Genomic DNA, 18,131 nt, shown 5'->3' with positions numbered 1-18,131 from the left:
CAAAGAGCTGTCACTGAGACTGGAATTTACTGGTAAATCTGTTGTTGATTTGGACGGTAGTTTGATCCTTGGACTGGCGAATTTTTCCAATCGAAGTATTCATGTTAATTCTCATGAAGACAGATTTCGAGAGAGGTTTACGGTTGCTCATGAAATCGGACATTTTGCATTACAGCATGACCGCTATCTTAATTCTGAGGCAGTAATTGAGAAAGATTTTTTTTGTATTGAACAGGACGTGTCTCAATTCGATTATCAGCGCCTTGAAACGCAGGCAAACATCCTTGCATCCGAATTATTGCTGCCAATGAAGGAATTTGGGACGAAGGTTCATTTTTTGAGAGCTAACCTTGCTATGCAGGATAGAGGACATGGATATATATTTGTTGATGATCAACCATGCAACTATGTGCCTTACAACGAGCTGTTGTCAGAATTGAAATCTTACTTCCAAGTCTCAAAACATGCGATCGAGATCAAGTTGAAGCTATTCAAGTTGATTTCCGATGACCGGCAACAGTCAAACTGGAAGAAGGTTCAATAGAGATGCTGCCACCTTTAGAGATGCTGCTGTTCTTCCTCGGCCTCGGCCTGCGCACCCGGTTCCGACTGCGGTAGGGTGGGTCAAGACCCACCTTACGGTTCGGCGCCCGGTATGCGACTGATCTGACGGATGGACGGATGGCGGATCGTGGGCTAGCCTGTGGACATTATCGCAAGGATTTGAGGTTAACGCATTTGTCCGACCATGTACCCCAGCGGGGCCAGCAGGCTGCCCCGCGCGCGCGTCCGTCGCGGCAGCTGAAGACCGACGCTCAAACCCATGCGCGATCCGCACATGGCCCGCACGCCGCTGATGTGTCGGATATGCAGGCTGCGGCGAACGGCAGTCCTGCGGTTCTTGGCGTGCAGGCGTTGCAACGGGCGGCTGATGCGGGATCATTGACCCGGCAACGGCGCGCGATGGGGGATCAGGCGGACACCTCTGGCGGCAAGGCAGGCCCCGGGCAATTGCCTGCCGACCTGCGCGCGGGAATGGAGACCCTTTCGGGGATCGCGCTGGATGATGTGCGGGTGCACCGCAATTCGGGCGCGCCCGCGCAGGTCGGTGCGTTGGCCTATGCGCAGGGGCGCGACATCCATCTGGGTCCCGGTCAGGAAAAGCATCTGCCGCACGAGGCCTGGCATGTGGTGCAGCAGGCGCAGGGGCGGGTCAAGCCAACCTTGCAGGCCAAAGGCGTGGCGATCAATGATGATGCGGGGCTGGAAGCCGAAGCGGATGTGATGGGCGCTAAGGCGTTGCAGGCCAAACCGATGTCGGCCACATCGCTGAAATCTGCGGCACCATCGCCGGTGATACAGCGTGTCGATGACGCGATCAGGGCGCAGACTGACACGCAGATGGACGGCCTGAAGGCACGGACCAAGCTGATACTGGCGCAATTGAACGCAAAGGGCGCGAACTGGAAGGCAACCTGGGGAGAGCAGGCCGAATCAGGGGCAAAAGGCAAAGCCAAGGCCATTCTCAACAATGAAAAAGGCGAGTCGACGGAAACCATGATCGTCAAAAAGATATGGTCCGAATTGACACCCGAAGAAAAGCTGGACGTCATCAGTAATGTGGCCAGTGCCGGGTTTCAGGCCTTGAAAACGGCCATCGACGTGGCTCCGGATCGCGGCAAAAAGGCGGCATCGGAACCCGCGCCCAAAAAGGCCAGGGAAGAGGACGAAACGTCGTCTGGCGCGGGACGGCAGGTGGCGTCGGCTGTGGCCCATGGGCTGGGCCAGATGACATCCGACGACTTTGAAGCGGCTTTGCGATTTCTGCACGAAAAACGCAAATTTGAAAAGAAAATCGCTAAAACGAAGGCCCAGATCGAAGGCGTGGCCGGAGATGCGGGGCGCGCCGTCGGCGAGGCGGTTGGCGATGCGCGCGACGATTATGACTTTGGCAAGCTGATCAAGGCCATGAAACCGGAATTTCTGGCGGCGCGTGGCAAGCTTCATGAACTTGAAAAGGCGATTGCAGATAACACCGATGTGCTGCGTTATGATGAGGAACTGAACGCCTTGGGGTGGGCCTTGGACGGTCTGATCGGTGGGCCAAGCGAACCATTCAGGCTTGGGGATCTGTCAGCCGAAGCGCGTTTGACCTATCCAGAGCGGTGCGCAGAGGCCATCCAGAACATCAACGATGCGACGCGCCAGTTGTTCACAGGTGACAGCACCGCAGACGGGGCGGCACCTTCCGGGCTGTTGGCACGGGGATGGGCATTAGGAGCGGAAGTGGTTGGAAAGGCCGCCGGTCGGGCCCAGGATGCAACCGGCGTTGGCAAATCCGATGCTGCAAAGGTCGCTGTGGCACAGGAACAAACGGCAAGCGCGCTGAAGTTTCTCGTGCGTCAGGATTGGAGCGCGGTCACCAGTTGGGGATCGACGCCGAAGGGCGTCAAAGCCATCCGCGGCATTGACCGGGGCATGGATGCAAAGCCATATTTGACCGACGCCAAGGAAAAGGCGGTTGCGCGCGGTCCCAGCGGATCGGGACGCGACGCGGAGGTGACACAGCCATTCTACGTGGCTTTGCAGCAACTCAATATTGACGATGTCGGGGCTTTGAAAACTGCCGCTGCGGCATTGGTCGGCATCGAGGCCGCGCTGAAGAAAAAGACCAGCTGAGTTGTCGCAAGCGGTGGAGGGGTCAATCCCGCATTGCAGATCCCGCATTGCAGATAATGTAGCGTAAGGTGGGTCTTGACCCACCCTACGCAGGGATTACCGCCGACGATCGCGGCGCGATGACATCGGTTGAAACGCAACGCCCACATGGGCCTCGCAATAGGGTTTGCCCTGTTGCACGGCCAGACCGCAGAACCAGAAATCATCGGTCGCGGGGTCGCCCACGGGCCATTTGCAGGTCTTCTCGGTCAACTCCATCAGGCTGATGCGTTTCGCGGTCTTTTCGATTTCGCTGACTTTGGCCAGTGCCTCGGGGCTGATTTCATTCGCCGAAGGCTGCGGTGGCAGCGGTTGGCCTGCGGGAATGATCGCCCGACGGGCCGCCGAAATCGGGATCCCGTTTTCGTCCAGCTCTTCCAGCACGGCGGGAACCGGCGCAGGTTTGGCCTTGGCAACGGGCTTGGGTGTCGGCTTCAGCGCGACGGTGGGTTTTTCTTTCACCGCAGGTTTCGCCGCCGCAGTCGCTGCCGCCCCCGTTCCGGCGCGATTCGACAGGCCCAGGCGATGGACCTTGCCGATAACCGCATTACGGGTGACCCCGCCCAATTCCTTGGCAATCTGGCTGGCCGACTGGCCTTCGCCCCACATCTTTTTGAGCGTCTCGACGCGCTCGTCTGTCCAGGACATATCTGTTCCTTTGGTTCATAAGGCGGGATGTGTCATACATCAGGCCTTGTCTCATCTATCAGTGTTCTATTCTAAGCACGGCAGAGACAGAAGTGAAGCGCCACCAGCGCAATTAGGAGAACCAAAGCAATGACAGAGCAGACCATGATGGGCGTGCGTCGCTTCGGGCGCGTCAATTGGCTGGGAACATGGACCTTGATGCGCCGCGAAATTCGGCGGTTCATGAACGTCTGGTCGCAAACCGTGATGGCGCCACTTATCAACGCAGGGTTGTTCTTGATGATTTTCACCATCGCCATCGGCCCGCAGCGCGGCGATGTGATGGGCGTGCCGTTCATGACCTTTCTGGCGCCCGGTATCCTGACGATGACCGTTATTCAGAACGCTTTTGCCAATACATCGTCCAGTCTGGCGTCGGCCAAGGTGCAGGGCAATATCGTCGACACTTTGATGCCGCCGCTGTCCGGGGCGGAATTGGTCATCGGGTATATTTTCGGGGCCGTGGCGCGGGGGTTTCTTGTGGCGATTGTTATCGCGCTTGGATCGGCCCTGTTTCTGGGGGTCGGGATGAAACAGCCGCTCTGGGTGATCACGTTTGTATTGCTTGGGTCTGTTTTGATGGGCGGATTGGGGATGATTGCGGGTATCTTTGCCAATAAGTTCGATCAGCTTTCAGCGATTTCCAACTTTCTGATCACCCCGCTCGCGTTTTTGTCGGGGACTTTCTATTCCATCGACGCGCTGCCGCCGTTCCTGCAGATGCTCAGCCATGCCAACCCGTTTTTCTATATCATCGACGGGGTGCGGTATGGGATGATCGGTGTCAGCGACAGCAGCCCATGGATTGGCTTGGGTGTGGTCGGGCTGGCCTGCGCTCTTGTTCTCGGCATTTGCTGGCGCTGGATGCACACGGGGTATCGGCTGAAATCCTAGAAGATATCGCGCACCGGCACACCGCGCGCCGCCATAACATAGGACAGGGTGGGAATATCGGGCATATCACCGGCAAACGCACCTTCTTCGCGGCCATCCTTGTAAACGATGGTGATGTCGCTGTCGGCGCTAATGTCGGTCGCGCGCAGATAGGCGATGTCGTCCAGCGCAATCAAACGCGGGCGGCGCCAGGCGGACAGGGTCAAATGATCATCGTCAACCCGGATGCCCGCCACCGGTTTAGGCAGCAGCATCCACAGGATCAAAACCGCGCCAAGCGCCCAGACCAGCCGCAAAAGATGCTCCGCGCCGGTCCATGTGATCAGGGAAATGAGCAAGACAATCATCGTGGCAGACAGCCAGATGATCCCCCTGCCGGGCGCTCTGCGGAACTCGTAAACATCATTCATAGCGGGAAACCTAACACACCATCATGGCGGAAATCTGGCATCAGGGATATGCTGCAAGCGTACACTTGATCAAGCGGGTTGTCGGTCGCCGCCGGGACATCAGCGATCTTGCGCCTGTGGTCCACATGGGTTTTTATGTCTTTCGCCTTCTCGCCATATTCGGTATCGTTGTTGCATGACGCACCCTGTGACACAGAACAACCGAACTCGACGCTGACCGCGCCGGCTGTTGGTGTGCCCATATCATAACCCCCCTCAAACATTGACTCTTCCCCTGTGGTCCTGCACCTATCGGGCTTACCCTTAAGGATGATCGACATGATCGCATCAATTCTTCCGACCTACGCACGTGCCCCGCTGACCTTTACATCCGGTGAAGGTGCGTGGCTGACCGAAGCGGATGGGCGCCGTTTTCTTGATCTGGGTGCCGGGATTGCGGTAAATGCGCTGGGACACGCGCATCCTGCGCTGGTCGCGGCCCTGACCGAACAGGCGCATGCGCTTTGGCATGTCTCGAACCTGTATAACATTCCCGCGCAGCAAACGCTGGCCGATGCGCTGGTGGATCGAACCTTTGCCGACACGGTGTTTTTCACCAACTCCGGGACCGAAGCCTGCGAGCTGGCGGTCAAGATGGCGCGCAAATACTGGTACGACAAAGGCCAGCCCGACCGGACCGAGATCATCACGTTTTCGGGCGCGTTCCATGGCCGGTCCAGCGCCGGTATCGCGGCTGCCGGGTCGGAAAAGATGACCAAGGGCTTTGGCCCGCTATTGCCCGGCTTTACCCATCTGGAATTCGGCGATCATGCGGCCCTGAACGCTGCCGTCAGCGACACGATTGCGGCGATCCTGATCGAACCCATACAGGGCGAAGGCGGTATCCGTCAGGTGCCCGATCAATGTCTCAAGGGGTTGCGCGATCTGTGCGACGCCCAAGGTATCCTGCTGATCTTTGACGAGGTGCAATGTGGCATGGGCCGGACCGGCAAGCTTTTTGCGCATGAATGGGCCGGGGTCACGCCGGACATCATGATGGTCGCCAAGGGGATCGGCGGCGGCTTTCCTCTGGGCGCTGTGCTGGCCACGCAAGACGCGGCTTCTGGGATGACTGCGGGCACGCATGGCTCGACCTATGGCGGCAACCCGCTGGCCTGTGCCGTCGGCACCAAAGTGATGGAGATCGTCGCCGATGATGCCTTTTTGGCACAGGTCAATCGCACGGCGGGCCTGCTGCGGCAAAAGCTCGAAGGGCTGGTCGCGACCTACCCCGATGTGTTCGAAAGCGTGCGCGGTGTCGGTCTGATGCTGGGACTGAAATGCAAGGCCGTCAATACCGATGTGGTCAAGGCGGGCTATGCGGTGGGCGTGCTGACGGTGCCTGCGGCGGATAACGTCATCCGGCTGCTGCCCCCGCTGAACATCACCCCGGCCGATATCGACACGGCGATCACGCTTCTGGCGGCAGCAGCACATCAGGTGCAGGGGGACAATGCGTAACTACACTTTTCGCCCTCTGACGCCAGATGATCTGCCGACGATCCGGCACTGGTTGCAGGCCGCCCATGTGCGTGTCTGGTGGGGCGATCCGGATCGGAATATCGCATTGATGCAACAAGATATGGACAACCCCAAGATTGACATGTGGATGGTGGAACTGGTGAACCGGCCCTTTGCCTATATGCATGACCATGACGTGCATGCCTTTGCCACGACGCACTATGCCGACCTGCCGCAGGGCACGCGCGCGATCGAGACCTTCGTAGGTCATTCTGATAATCTGGGGCAGGGCCATGCGGTGGGGTATGTGGATGCCCGGCTGCGCGATCTGCGGCGGCGCTATATGACCGTGGCAGCGGCGCCGCAGTCCACCGATTCCCGCACGATCGGAATCTATGCGCAGACCGGGTTTCGCAAGCGACGATTGGCACCGTCCCGCGACGGCAAACTCGTTCAGGTCATGACCTACATTTAACTTTCTTCGCTGTGTGAAACGGCCCAATAAAAGCAAATTTTATGAACCATTTTCTCGATATCAATCTGACCCCAGCCGGGGACCTTCACGACATCATCGCCAGCGCGCAGGCAATGAAAGATGCGCGCAAGGGGTTGCCCAAGGGCACGCCTGACGCCGATCAACCGCTGGCCGGGCATATGGTCGCGCTGATCTTTGAAAAGCCATCGACCCGGACCCGCGTGTCGTTCGATGTGGGCGTGCGGCAGATGGGCGGGCAGACGATGGTGCTGTCAGGGGCTGATATGCAACTGGGCCATGGCGAAACGATTGCCGATACGGCCCGCGTGCTGTCGCGCTACGTCGATCTGATCATGATCCGCACGTTCGAAGAACAGACGCTGCTGGAGATGGCGGAACATGCAACCGTGCCGGTGATCAACGGGCTGACCAACCGGACGCACCCGTGCCAGATCATGGCCGATATCATGACGTTCGAAGAACATAGCGGCCCGATCAAAGGCAAGAAAGTCGTCTGGTCGGGTGATGGTAACAACGTCTTTGCCAGCTTTGCCCATGCCGCCAAGCAGTTCGACTTTGAACTGGTCTTTACCGGCCCGCCACCGCTGGACCCCGAACCGGCGCTTGCCGGGCTTTACACCACGGTGCGCGATCCCAATGCGGCGGTGCAGGGCGCGGATCTGGTGGTGACAGACACATGGGTGTCCATGCATGATCCGCAATCGGCACGGGAACGGCGGCACAACCAACTGCGCGGCTATCAGGTGAATGATGCGTTGATGGCACGGGCCAAACCCGATGCCTTGTTCATGCATTGCCTGCCCGCTCACCGGGATGACGAAGTGACAAGCAGCGTGATGGACGGGCCACATTCGGTGATCTTTGACGAGGCCGAAAACCGGCTGCATGCCCAAAAAGCCGTCATGCGGTATTGTCTGGGCCGTTGAGACCACCAAAAATTTCCAGAAGACTCTTAGCCGCCCAGAAAACGATCGAGTACGAGAAAAGTCAGCGCGGACATCGCGGCGGCTGCGGGGACAGTCACGACCCACGCGGCGATGATTGTCATGAAATGCGACCGGCGCACCAGCTTGCGGCGGCGGCGTTCCTCGGGGGCGACCCGTTTGACGTCTGCGCGCTGGGCTGACGACGCGCGCGCGCGCCGCTCTGCATCCCATTCGCGGAAAAAGCCCACGCCGAAGACGCCACCGACCGCGATATGGGTCGATGATACCGGCAGGCCCAGCGCGCTGGCCACAATCACGGTAATCGCCGCCGACAGCGCCACGCAATAGGCGCGCATCGGGTTCAGCTTGGTGATCTGGCTGCCCACCATCCGGATCAGTTTCGGACCAAACAAAATCAGGCCGAACGAAATCCCAAAGGCCCCGATCACCATCACCCACGTCGGAAGATCGACCTTGCCCGCAAAGGTCCCAAAGCTTTCGGCATGCACAATCGCGGCCAGCGGTCCCACCGCATTGGCCACATCATTGGCGCCATGGGCAAATGACAGCAACGCCGCCGACAGGATCAGCGGCGCGTTGAACATCACCTTGAGCGCGCGCTTGCGGTTCTCAAGCCCCTCGGACTGGCGCCGCACCAATGGCGCCGAAATCGCATAAATCACGCCCCCCAGCCCCAGACCAATCAGACAGGCCGTGGCCAGATCCACGTCGATGATCTTTTTCAGCCCCTTCATCGCCAGATAGGTGCCAAAGACGCCACCCATAATCGCGATCAGCACCGGAACCCATTTGCGGGCAGCGGCGATCTTGTCGTCCTGATAAACGATGTTGGTTTTGATAAACGCAAGGAAAATGGCGGCAATCACACCGCCCAGCACCGGCGAAATCACCCAACTGGCCGCAATCAGGCCCATCGTCGGCCAATTCACGGCCGCGAAACCTGCCGCGGCAATGCCCGCCCCCATCACGCCACCTACGACCGCATGGGTCGTGGACACCGGCGCGCCAACCCATGTCGCCAGATTGACCCACAACGCAGATGAGATCAGCGCCGCCATCATCGCCCAGATGAAAACATCGCTATTGGCCACGCTTTCGGGGTCGATGATCCCCTTTGCAATCGTCGATACGACATCGCCACCCGCCAGCAACGCCCCCGCACTTTCGCAAATCGCCGCGATGGCAATGGCCCCGCCCATGGTCAGCACCTTGGCACCCACCGCCGGACCCATGTTGTTGGCGACGTCATTGGCGCCGATGTTGACGGCCATATATGCACCGAACGCAGCGGCGGCGATGACCACATAAGACACGGACGCACCGCCGAAAAACAGCGTGCTGCCAAGACCGGCCATCACGATGAACGCCAGCGCAATGCCGAACCCGACCAGCGGTTGCGCTACATAATGCGTGGCATATTCAACCGCACCGATCCGGCCAAGATCACGGTCCAGGGTCTTCCATTGGTTTGATGGTTTCGCGTTGCGCATCGTCGTCCCCCGGCTGGTCGCTATCACAAGGGAGAGCTGCGCGGTCCCCATCAGGCAAGAATATAAAGGTTAGCGCGGATTAAAGCCTGCCAAGAGCGGCTTTAATCCGGGTTCGTCGACCATCGCAGCCGCCTGCGCGCGCGATACCCAGATCCGGTCGCGTCGGTCGGCTTCGGGGTAGTCGTCGACAACCTCGGTGACCGCAATCGCAAAGACCTGCGTTTCGCACGGCACCACCGCGCCGTTGTCAAACTGCTTGTCACTGCGAAAGCTGCCCAGCGCCGTGTCGGCCACGGTGCCCGCACGCACGCCCGCCTCTTCCCAGGCTTCCTGCATGGCCGCCTCGGCGGCGGTCAGCCCGTCAATCGGCCAGCCCTTTGGCAAAATCCAGCGCCCGCGCGAACTGGTGACCAGCAACACCTCGAGCCCATCGGGACCAGCCCGATGGCACAGCGCCGCCACCTGCAAGACAGGCGGTCGCTGTAGCAACGGACGCAGGGCATCCGTCCAGAAGGTGTGAAACACAGAAGTCATCAGAACCTGTAATCGTCTTATTTTATTAAATATTTATTAGCACAAACCGAATCACTTGGCAATTCACAGTCATGTGCCGCGCGGCTTGACCCGTAATGTGGGGTCGGCCTGGGTTGGGTCATCGGGCCATGGGTGGCGTGGATAGCGGCCCCGCATGTCGCGGCGCACGTCCGCATAGGATGTCGCCCAAAAACCCACGATATCTTGGGTGACCTGCACCGGCTTTTGGCCCGGTGACAGCAACGTCACCCGCAATGGCACCCGGCCCACGGTGGGATGCACGGTCACACCGAACATCTCTTGCAGGCGCAGGGTAATTCCCGGTGCCTCGCCATCATAGTCAATCGGAATATTGCGCCCCAGCGGGGTTTTGAAATGCGGCGGGGCGGCTCGGTCCAGCCGCTGCATCTGGTCCCAGTCCAGCATCGCGCGCAGCGCCGGCAGCAGATCGAACCGTTTCCAATCGGCGTCCGTGCGCACGCCGCCCAGATGTGGCAGCAACCAATCGTGCGGGGTTGCCATCAGAACCGCGTCATCCATCGCAGGCAGATCATCGACCAAGGCAACCCGCGCCCGAAACCGCGCCGCACCTGCAGAAGGACGCAACCCCAGTTGGCGCACGCCGTCCAGCATCGCAAGGGCAATCGCGGCATCGGGGGCTTCGCTCCAGACCCGGTCATCCAGCACCAGCGCGCCAAAGCGTTCCTGCTTGCGCGTCAGCACACGGCCCTCGCGGCGCGACCATTCACATACCGCATGCCACGCGATCTGGTCGCCAAACACGTCCCGCAGGTCCCGTTCGGATATGGTGACGGCCTGTCTGATGCGGGCCTCGCGGGTATCGCCGTCCAGATTGCTGGCAACGATCAGGCGTTGCCCGGCCAGCGGATCGGCAGCATCCATCACCGCGCCCTTGCCACCCGACAGGATATAGCGGGGATCATCGCCCTTGCGGTGCAGACCCACGCGGTCGGGATAGGCCAGCGCGACCTGCTGACCCAGCGGCATCGGTTGGCGCTGGGGCAGGCCCTTGCTCAGGCGTGGTATCTCGGCCTTGATCTGTGCCAACGCCGCATGGTTCACGGTGCCGGGCCCGTCATACCGCCCCCGCAGCGCCGCCATGCGCAGGCCCAGATCAACCGATGCGCCGTGTACCGGATCGCGCCCGGCCAGCAGCGCCGCCAACGGGGCGGCCTGCGCGCCGGCCACCTGCAACATATGTCCCAGCCGCGGGTGCAGCGGCAGGGCGGCCAGCGCGCGACCATGCGCGGTGATCCGCAAATCCGCATCCAGCGCTCCCAGCCCTTTCAGCAATGCGCGCGCTTCGGTCAAGGCACCGACCGGCGGCGGCGTCAGAAAAGCCAGATCATCGCTGCCCCATACCGCCAGCTCCAGCGCGAGGCCGGCCAGATCGGCCGCCTCGATCTCGGCGGGGGCAAAGGCGGGCAGGGCACCGTCCTCGCCCTGGGTCCACAGGCAAAAGGCATCGCCGGGGGCGACACGGCCCGCACGGCCCGCGCGCTGGGTGGCCTCCGCGCGGCTGACACGTTCGGTGACAAGCCGCGACATGCCCGATCCGGGGTCAAACCGGGCGCGGCGGGCGCGGCCTGCGTCAACGACCACGCGGATGTCCTCAATGGTCAGCGACGTTTCCGCGATGGATGTGGACAGCACGATCTTGCGGCCACTTGCGACAGGCGCAATCGCTGCGCGCTGATCCTTGAATGGCAGCGCACCATAGAGCGGCCTGATCTGGCAATCCGGCGGCAGCCGTTTGTCCAAGGCCGCCGTAACGCGCCTGATCTCGCCCTCACCGGGCAAAAAGACCAACACACCGCCCGTGGTTCCGGCCACGGCCGCGACGATCAGATCGGCGGTCGCAGCCTCCAGCCGGGTGCCTTTGGGCAGTGCGCGGTCCAGATAATGGGTCGTGACGGCAAAGGACCGGCCCTGCGATGTCACAACCGGCGCATCGTCAAGCATGGCCGCGACCGGGGCCGCATCCAGCGTGGCGGACATGACCAGCACCAACAAATCCGGCCGCAGCACGCTCCGCAGTTCCCACACCAGTGCCAGCCCCAGATCGGCATTCAGGGACCGTTCGTGGAATTCGTCAAAAATGACCGCACCAACGCCGGTCAGGTCCGGGTCAGCCTGAATCATCCGGGTCAGGATACCTTCGGTGACGACCTCGATCCTTGTGCCGGGCTTGCTGTTGCCGCGCATGCGGTAGCCAACGGTTTGCCCCGGCACCTCGCCCAAACCCTCGGCCAGCCGCTCGGCTGCGGCCCGCACGGCAAGACGGCGGGGCTCAAGCATGATGATCTTGCCGGTGGTGACCCCGGCCTTCAGCATCGCAAGCGGGACACGGGTGGTCTTGCCCGCACCGGGCGGGGCCTGCAACACGGCGCGCCCATGCGCACCAAGGGCAGCGATCAGATCAGGAAGAATGGGGTCAATGGGTAAGCCGATCATGCCCCCGTGTCTCGGCCACGCGGCGGGGGTGGGTCAAGACCCACCTTACGGTTTGGCAAACCGACCGATATCGACCGTAAGGTGGGTCTTGACCCACCGCCCCCAAATAGAAAAAACCCGACCGCCAACAGCGATCGGGTTTCAAAATTCGCGCAATGAAAAAGCTTAAGCAGCTGTTGCTTTCGCAATGTCTTTCTTCACTTTCAGCGCATCAGCCGAAAGCTCTGCCTCTTTTGCCTTCGCCATGAACGCATCCAGACCACCGCGGTGATCAACGGTGCGCAGGGCAGCGTTAGAGATCTTGAACTTGAACGACCGGCCAAGCACGTCTGACATCAGCGTGACGTCCTGCAGGTTTGGCAGGAACCGACGACGGGTGCGGTTCTTGGCATGGCTTACGTTGTTGCCCGACATCGGGCCTTTTCCGGTCAAATCGCAACGGCGCGACATGGGCGTGTTCCTTGTCCTGTGGATATCACCAGACCTTGCGGCGGGACATCGTATCAAACGGTTATGGCCCTGCACTGCAAGACTGTGAATAAGATCAGCGCGAGATAGGAGGATTCCGTGCGCCCGTCAACCCGGTTTGCCCGTACTTCCGCGATCAATTTGCCCAAAGCGGCCAGACAATGCCGACAGAGCCCCCAATCACGCGCCCTTTAACCTATCGTGCGCAACGGCTCCAACACAAGCGCTGCCGCGGCGCCGGGTGCCAGCCGCCCCGCGCGCACCTCTGCCTCGGCTGCCTGCATCCGGGCGGCTGTCGCCGGATCATCGCGCAAGAGCTGCAACAGTCCCTGCCGGACGTCCTCGGCAAACCAATAGACCGCCTGCTCCTTGCGGGTTGTGTCCCACACACCCGTCGCACGGCGCCACGCCGCCAGCGTCTGCATCTCGGCCCATGCGGCCTCCAGTCCCTTGGTCTCGAGCGCGGAGACGGTCAGCGCCTTGGGAAACCCATCGGGGTCCTGCGCGCGCTTGCGCAACAAACGCAAGGCACCCGCATAATCCGCGCAGGTCCGCATCGCCTGGGCCTTCAGGTCGCCATCGGCCTTGTTGACCAGAATCAGATCGGCCATCTCCATGATGCCACGCTTGACGCCCTGCAGTTCGTCGCCGCCAGCGGGTGCCAGCAGCAGCACGAACAAATCCGCCATCTGCGCCACGACAGTCTCGGACTGGCCGACCCCCACGGTTTCGATCAGCACAATGTCGTATCCCGCAGCCTCGCACAGGGCCACGGCCTCGCGCGTTCGGCGGGCGACGCCGCCCAACTGGGTCTGACTGGGTGAGGGGCGGATGAATGCGCGCGGATCGCGGGCCAGATGGTCCATCCGGGTCTTGTCGCCCAAGATCGACCCGCCCGACCGGGCCGATGACGGATCAACGGCCAGCACAGCGACCCGCTTGCCCATGCCGGTCAGCATCAGACCAAAGCTTTCGATGAATGTGGATTTGCCAACCCCCGGCGTGCCGGACAGCCCGATGCGCAGGGCCTGCTTTTGGGTCCCCAGCACGTCAAGCAGCGCCAGCGCCGCAGTGCGATGATCGGCCCGGCCACTTTCGACCAAGGTAATCGCACGGGCCAGTGCCCGGCGGTCCCCGGCGCCGATCCCGGCGGCCAGCGCGGCAATATCGGTCTTTGTGTCCATGGCGACCTTCATATCTGGCCTGTGAAAACTGTCCAGCCCCGGCGCGCTGTCTGCGGGCGTGACAGATGTTTCCCCAGCACCACCACCGGGCGGCACATTCGCGTGAAACCTTAACGCGGTGTTTGGATCTGCACCGCACGCCGTGTTAAGCCCAGCCGCGATGGTCATCGGTACATACCGCTTCTGTACAGGTTCCCGACGGGATCTGTATCGCAGAAAACCCCATTATCGCGGGCGTTAACGGATGATTCGTGCGCCGCTGGCGCCCAATCGCGCCCCCCGGACCCAGCGCGCGTTGCATGCCCCCTTTCCCTACCCGGTCAATCGGGCACCCAATCGGGCACCCAATCGGGCACAATGTCGGTCGCAGGACCAAACACGCGGGCGTCAAACGCATTGGTGCGCGCCGACGGCGCAAGGTTCAGCTCAAGCGTGTCGCCGCGCGCCAGTTCCACCAATCCCGCAGCGGGGTAAACTTCGGCACTGGTGCCAATCGCGACAAACAGGTCGGACGCCCGCACCGCTTTTGTGATGCGATCCATATGGTAAGGAATTTCGCCAAACTAGACCACATCGGGGCGGGTCGCGGGGGCGGCGCAGGACGGGCAGGGGTCACCGGGCGCCATGATCGCGGGCGCATTCCACCGCGCGTCACAGGCGCCGCACAGGCCGCGCATCAACTGCCCATGCATGTGGATCACGCGGGTCGCGCCGGCGCGCTCGTGCAGGTCATCGACGTTTTGGGTCACAATGGTCAGGTCATGCGGATTGCACTTTTTCAACATCACAAGCGCGGTGTGGGCCGCATTTGGCAATGAATTCAGGCCGTTTTGGCGGCGGGCATTATAAAAATAGTGCACAAGCGCGGGGTTGCGGGCAAAGCTGCCGGGTGTGGCGACATCATTCAGATCATACCGGCCCCACAGCCCGCCTGCGTCGCGGAACGTCCCCAGCCCGCTTTCGGCGGACACCCGCGCGCCGGTTAAAACAACAATCTTCATCGGCCTCTCATCGCTGGCTTTGCGCGGGTATGCTTGCTGCGGATTGCCGATCATGCAAGCCTGCGCAAAACCAAAAGGGACGTCATGACCGCAACCCGCATCTTATTCGTCTGTCTGGGAAATATCTGTCGGTCGCCTGCCGCCGAAGGGATGCTGCGCGCCCTTGCGCCGCACCTGACGCTGGACAGCGCGGGCACGGGCGGCTGGCATGTGGGCGATCCGCCCTATGGGCCTGTGCAAAAGGCCGCCAAAGCGCGCGGCATCGACCTGAGCCAGTTGCGCGCCCGACAGTTCAGCGCCACCGATTTCGATGCCTTTGATCTAATCCTTGCGATGGATGCGCAAAATCTGTCTGACATCGAAAAGTTGCGACCCTCGGGGCATGAAACACCCGCCCGAATGCTGGCAGATCAGGACGTGCCAGACCCGTATTACACCCGCGATTTCGTGGGTTTTCTGGACATTATCGCCGCCGCAAACCTTAGGTTGTTGGCAGACATATCCGTGTCGCCTGATCGCTAAACGCCTTGTATCGTAGCCAAAATGCTTCCGAACTGGCGTTGTCGGACTGGCGCGTATCCTGTGCCAGCTGCGGGTCCGCGAAAAATGCAGCCGCCCGTTCCTGATCACGGCCCGACAGGGTCTGACTGGCGACCTGTTGCACGCACGAACACAGTGCCGGCGACGCATCCCTGCGGCCCGCCTCCATACACGCGGTGCCCACGTCGCCCGACACCCGGCCCCCGCCACAGGCGGCGGTTGTCGCCAGTGCACCGATGATTAACAATAGTCGCATATCTGCCTCAAACACTGCGGCCCGGCACCTGTCTTTTGCAGGCGGTCGCGGGCATGACTGACCCAATCTGTCCAGTATGCCGGGCGCCGGGCGGGGATGCAATTGGGGATTGCGCATGGCGGTGTGGCGAAACGCCGTCCCGGACTTGATCCGGGACCTCCCGGGGCGTCGCAACGACCGAAAACCCGCAGTTGTGCGCCCCGCGCAACCGGCCCGTGACTCGCAGGGTGCGAAAGGCCCAAAATCGGAACCTGACCGCACCCACCAACCCGATGACCGCCGAAGCCGCCGCCGGGCAGTTCATCTGCGACGGGTTCAGCCCCTTTCCCGCATCGACGCCACCTTTGATACGGCGGCGGCAGGGAAAGGCATGCGGCACAGGGGAAACGTGAACTCTGGCCAGTCCCGGCCTGAATCACGTCCGGGGCGCGGGCGCAAATCCCCATTGACCAACCACAAAATCCCTTCCATATCCCTGCCATGACAGAGCTTTCACACATCCGTAATTTCTCCATCGTCGCGCATATCGACCATGGCAAATCCACCCTTGCTGACCGGCTCATCCAAGAGACGGGCACGGTCAAAGATCGTGACATGAAGGCACAGATGCTGGACAGCATGGATATCGAGCGCGAGCGCGGAATCACCATCAAGGCGAACACCGTGCGGATCGACTATACCGCTGATAACGGTGAGAAATATGTGCTGAACCTGATCGACACGCCCGGTCACGTCGATTTCGCCTATGAGGTGTCGCGGTCAATGCGGGCTGTCGAAGGCTCGCTTTTGGTCGTCGATAGTACCCAAGGGGTCGAGGCGCAGACGTTGGCCAACGTGTATCACGCGCTGGACGCCGACCATGAAATCGTGCCGGTGCTGAACAAAATCGACCTGCCCGCGTCCGAGTGTGATCAGGTTGCGGCACAGATCGAAGATGTGATTGGTCTGGACGCATCCGAGGCGATCCGGGTGTCCGCCAAGACCGGCGTCGGCATCCATGAAACCCTCGAGGCGATCATACACCGTCTGCCCGCGCCCAAGGGCGACCGCGCGGCACCGCTGAAGGCGATGCTTGTGGACAGCTGGTACGACAGTTATCTGGGCGTGGTCGTGCTGACGCGGATCATTGACGGGACAATGAAACGCAACGACCGTGTGAAATTCATGTCCAACGGGACGATCCACCAGATCGACAAGATCGGCGTCTTCCGGCCACAGATGCAGGATGTGGCCGAATTGGGCCCGGGCGAGATTGGCTTTATCACAGCATCCATCAAACAGGTCCGCGATACGCGGGTCGGCGACACGATCACCTCCGAGAAAAAGGGAACTGACAAAGCGCTCCCCGGCTTCAAACCCGCGCAGCCTGTGGTGTTTTGCGGGCTTTTCCCAGTGGACGCCGCCGAATTCGAAGACCTGCGCGATTCCATCGAAAAGCTGGCCCTGAATGACGCAAGCTTCAGTTTCGAGATGGAAACATCCGCCGCGCTGGGCTTTGGCTTTCGCTGCGGTTTCCTTGGGCTTCTGCACCTCGAAGTCATCCGCGACCGCATTGAGCGTGAATATGACATCGACCTGATCACCACGGCACCATCGGTGGTCTACCATATCTTCATGCGCGACGGCACGATGCAGGAATTGCACAACCCCGCCGACATGCCCGACCTGACCCTTGTCGATCATATCGAAGAACCGCGCATCAAGGCGACGATCCTTGTGCCCGACGAATATCTGGGCGACGTGCTCAAGCTGTGTCAGGACCGCCGCGGTGCGCAGCTTGACCTGACTTATGCGGGCAGCCGCGCCATGGTCGTATATGATCTGCCGCTGAACGAGGTGGTGTTTGATTTCTACGACCGTCTGAAATCCGTGACCAAGGGCTACGCATCATTCGATTATGTTCTGAAGGGGTATCAAGAGGACGCATTGGTGAAGATGTCGGTGCTGGTGAACGACGAACCCGTTGATGCGCTATCCATGATGGTCCACCGCGATCGTGCGGAAATGCGGGGCCGGGCCATGGTTGAAAAGCTCAAGGATCTGATCCCCCGCCACATGTTCAAAATCCCGATCCAAGCCGCCATCGGCGGCAAGGTCATCGCCCGCGAAACGCTGTCGGCCCTGCGCAAGGACGTGACGGCCAAATGCTATGGCGGCGACGCATCGCGCAAACGCAAACTGCTGGACAAGCAGAAGGCGGGTAAAAAGAAGATGCGTCAGTTCGGGTCAGTGAATATTCCGCAAGAAGCCTTCATCAGCGCACTGAAAATGGACAGCTAAAAGCTGGCCATTTTTTGAGCGCGTGCGGGGAAGGGAATGGCGAAGCTGGGTGCGGGTGTGCTCGGTTAGGACGGAGTGGTAAAAGTATTTCCATTTCAACCTTGTCGGGAGTTGAAATTTGTATATTCCTGTTTTGATTGAATTTAACTATAGGAATTATTATGCCAGAAGACCGAATTTGCGCTCTTACAGTGTCGTTGCGTGGCGAAGATGCTGATGGGCATGAAGTCCCCGCTTTTACTGCTCTAGAT

Annotated in this window: 17 protein-coding genes and 1 pseudogene; 8 read left to right on the top strand and 10 right to left on the bottom strand. The window is 60.7% G+C overall.

Going from position 1 to position 18,131, the window contains the following annotated elements:
- Window positions 1-544 (top strand): ImmA/IrrE family metallo-endopeptidase (locus QZ196_RS15315; RefSeq protein ID WP_296427971.1); only part of this gene is annotated, 544 nt, incomplete at its 5' end.
- A gap of 194 nt (window positions 545-738) precedes the next feature.
- On the top strand, window positions 739-2,679 hold the full coding sequence (locus QZ196_RS15310; protein ID WP_296427968.1) for a DUF4157 domain-containing protein: 1,941 nt from the start codon (window positions 739-741) through the stop codon (window positions 2,677-2,679).
- 96 nt (window positions 2,680-2,775) lie between these two features.
- Here the strand turns inward: QZ196_RS15310 and QZ196_RS15305 are convergent, their stop codons facing one another.
- On the bottom strand, window positions 2,776-3,366 hold the full coding sequence (locus QZ196_RS15305; protein ID WP_296427966.1) for a GcrA family cell cycle regulator: 591 nt from the start codon (window positions 3,364-3,366) through the stop codon (window positions 2,776-2,778).
- Window positions 3,367-3,495: 129 nt separating this feature from the next.
- Between QZ196_RS15305 and QZ196_RS15300 the strand changes: the two genes are divergently transcribed.
- On the top strand, window positions 3,496-4,299 hold the full coding sequence (locus QZ196_RS15300) for an ABC transporter permease (RefSeq protein WP_296427964.1): 804 nt from the start codon (window positions 3,496-3,498) through the stop codon (window positions 4,297-4,299).
- Here QZ196_RS15300 and QZ196_RS15295 read toward each other — a convergent pair.
- Both QZ196_RS15295 and QZ196_RS15290 read right to left on the bottom strand, forming a co-directional pair.
- The gene (locus QZ196_RS15295; protein ID WP_296427962.1) at window positions 4,296-4,709 is read right to left on the bottom strand and encodes a hypothetical protein; all 414 of its coding nucleotides are present in this window, start codon (window positions 4,707-4,709) and stop codon (window positions 4,296-4,298) included. The two genes, QZ196_RS15300 and QZ196_RS15295, sit on opposite strands and share 4 nt — an antisense overlap.
- Complete coding sequence (locus tag QZ196_RS15290) at window positions 4,706-4,951, bottom strand: hypothetical protein (protein WP_296427960.1); 246 nt, start codon at window positions 4,949-4,951, stop codon at window positions 4,706-4,708. Before QZ196_RS15290 ends, QZ196_RS15295 begins: the two co-directional genes overlap by 4 nt.
- A 76-nt stretch (window positions 4,952-5,027) precedes the next feature.
- Here QZ196_RS15290 and QZ196_RS15285 point away from each other — a divergent pair, with 76 nt between their 5' ends.
- The 3 genes from QZ196_RS15285 to argF are packed head-to-tail and all read left to right on the top strand — an operon-like array spanning window position 5,028 to window position 7,631.
- A complete protein-coding gene (locus QZ196_RS15285; RefSeq protein WP_296427958.1) occupies window positions 5,028-6,209 on the top strand; it encodes an aspartate aminotransferase family protein in 1,182 nt (393 codons plus the stop codon).
- Window positions 6,202-6,684, top strand: a complete 483-nt coding sequence (locus QZ196_RS15280) for a GNAT family N-acetyltransferase (RefSeq protein WP_296427956.1) — start codon at window positions 6,202-6,204, stop codon at window positions 6,682-6,684. The genes QZ196_RS15285 and QZ196_RS15280 overlap by 8 nt, the downstream gene beginning before the upstream one ends.
- 41 nt (window positions 6,685-6,725) lie before the next feature.
- A complete protein-coding gene (gene argF, locus QZ196_RS15275; RefSeq protein ID WP_296427955.1) occupies window positions 6,726-7,631 on the top strand; it encodes an ornithine carbamoyltransferase in 906 nt (301 codons plus the stop codon).
- A 26-nt stretch (window positions 7,632-7,657) separates the two neighbouring features.
- Here argF and QZ196_RS15270 read toward each other — a convergent pair whose 3' ends face one another.
- The 6 genes and pseudogenes from QZ196_RS15270 to QZ196_RS15245 form a co-directional block, all read right to left on the bottom strand.
- Entirely contained in the window at window positions 7,658-9,142 is a 1,485-nt protein-coding gene (locus QZ196_RS15270) for an inorganic phosphate transporter (protein WP_296427953.1), read from the bottom strand.
- Between the two features lie 69 nt (window positions 9,143-9,211).
- Complete coding sequence (locus QZ196_RS15265; protein WP_296427951.1) at window positions 9,212-9,676, bottom strand: NUDIX hydrolase; 465 nt, start codon at window positions 9,674-9,676, stop codon at window positions 9,212-9,214.
- A gap of 69 nt (window positions 9,677-9,745) precedes the next feature.
- Window positions 9,746-12,151, bottom strand: a complete 2,406-nt coding sequence (gene hrpB / locus QZ196_RS15260; protein ID WP_296427949.1) for an ATP-dependent helicase HrpB — start codon at window positions 12,149-12,151, stop codon at window positions 9,746-9,748.
- A gap of 165 nt (window positions 12,152-12,316) precedes the next feature.
- Entirely contained in the window at window positions 12,317-12,601 is a 285-nt protein-coding gene (rpmB, locus tag QZ196_RS15255; RefSeq protein ID WP_296427948.1) for a 50S ribosomal protein L28, read from the bottom strand.
- 209 nt (window positions 12,602-12,810) lie between these two features.
- Window positions 12,811-13,803 carry a methylmalonyl Co-A mutase-associated GTPase MeaB gene (gene meaB / locus QZ196_RS15250; protein ID WP_296427947.1) on the bottom strand — a complete coding sequence of 331 codons (993 nt, stop codon included), beginning with the start codon at window positions 13,801-13,803 and terminating at the stop codon, window positions 12,811-12,813.
- Window positions 13,804-14,123: 320 nt separating this feature from the next.
- Window positions 14,124-14,804, bottom strand: a pseudogene (locus tag QZ196_RS15245) (NAD-dependent deacylase).
- Between the two features lie 84 nt (window positions 14,805-14,888).
- Here QZ196_RS15245 and QZ196_RS15240 point away from each other — a divergent pair.
- On the top strand, window positions 14,889-15,326 hold the full coding sequence (locus QZ196_RS15240) for a low molecular weight protein-tyrosine-phosphatase (protein WP_296427945.1): 438 nt from the start codon (window positions 14,889-14,891) through the stop codon (window positions 15,324-15,326).
- Here QZ196_RS15240 and QZ196_RS15235 read toward each other — a convergent pair.
- A complete protein-coding gene (locus QZ196_RS15235) occupies window positions 15,286-15,600 on the bottom strand; it encodes an arginine transporter (RefSeq protein WP_296427944.1) in 315 nt (104 codons plus the stop codon). The genes QZ196_RS15240 and QZ196_RS15235 overlap by 41 nt on opposite strands.
- A 480-nt stretch (window positions 15,601-16,080) precedes the next feature.
- Here QZ196_RS15235 and lepA point away from each other — a divergent pair, with 480 nt between their 5' ends.
- Window positions 16,081-17,880 (top strand): translation elongation factor 4, encoded by a 1,800-nt coding sequence (lepA, locus tag QZ196_RS15230; protein WP_296427942.1) that lies wholly within the window; start codon window positions 16,081-16,083, stop codon window positions 17,878-17,880.
- Window positions 17,881-18,131 lie beyond the last annotated feature (251 nt).

Source organism: Yoonia sp. (assembly GCF_017854565.1).
Lineage (GTDB): Bacteria > Pseudomonadota > Alphaproteobacteria > Rhodobacterales > Rhodobacteraceae > Yoonia.
This window is presented reverse-complemented; position numbering and strand designations above follow the sequence as displayed.

Bases quoted from the DNA above. Each gene is read 5' to 3' on its own strand.
- QZ196_RS15300 (WP_296427964.1), top strand. From the start codon at position 3,496: ATGACAGAGCAGACCATGATGGGCGTGCGTCGCTTCGGGCGCGTCAAT.
- hrpB (WP_296427949.1), bottom strand. From the start codon at position 12,151: ATGATCGGCTTACCCATTGACCCCATTCTTCCTGATCTGATCGCTGCC.
- QZ196_RS15295 (WP_296427962.1), bottom strand. From the start codon at position 4,709: ATGAATGATGTTTACGAGTTCCGCAGAGCGCCCGGCAGGGGGATCATC.
- lepA (WP_296427942.1), top strand. From the start codon at position 16,081: ATGACAGAGCTTTCACACATCCGTAATTTCTCCATCGTCGCGCATATC.
- QZ196_RS15240 (WP_296427945.1), top strand. From the start codon at position 14,889: ATGACCGCAACCCGCATCTTATTCGTCTGTCTGGGAAATATCTGTCGG.
- rpmB (WP_296427948.1), bottom strand. From the start codon at position 12,601: ATGTCGCGCCGTTGCGATTTGACCGGAAAAGGCCCGATGTCGGGCAAC.
- QZ196_RS15270 (WP_296427953.1), bottom strand. From the start codon at position 9,142: ATGCGCAACGCGAAACCATCAAACCAATGGAAGACCCTGGACCGTGAT.
- meaB (WP_296427947.1), bottom strand. From the start codon at position 13,803: ATGGACACAAAGACCGATATTGCCGCGCTGGCCGCCGGGATCGGCGCC.
- QZ196_RS15280 (WP_296427956.1), top strand. From the start codon at position 6,202: ATGCGTAACTACACTTTTCGCCCTCTGACGCCAGATGATCTGCCGACG.
- QZ196_RS15305 (WP_296427966.1), bottom strand. From the start codon at position 3,366: ATGTCCTGGACAGACGAGCGCGTCGAGACGCTCAAAAAGATGTGGGGC.
- QZ196_RS15285 (WP_296427958.1), top strand. From the start codon at position 5,028: ATGATCGCATCAATTCTTCCGACCTACGCACGTGCCCCGCTGACCTTT.
- QZ196_RS15290 (WP_296427960.1), bottom strand. From the start codon at position 4,951: ATGGGCACACCAACAGCCGGCGCGGTCAGCGTCGAGTTCGGTTGTTCT.
- argF (WP_296427955.1), top strand. From the start codon at position 6,726: ATGAACCATTTTCTCGATATCAATCTGACCCCAGCCGGGGACCTTCAC.
- QZ196_RS15265 (WP_296427951.1), bottom strand. From the start codon at position 9,676: ATGACTTCTGTGTTTCACACCTTCTGGACGGATGCCCTGCGTCCGTTG.
- QZ196_RS15235 (WP_296427944.1), bottom strand. From the start codon at position 15,600: ATGCGACTATTGTTAATCATCGGTGCACTGGCGACAACCGCCGCCTGT.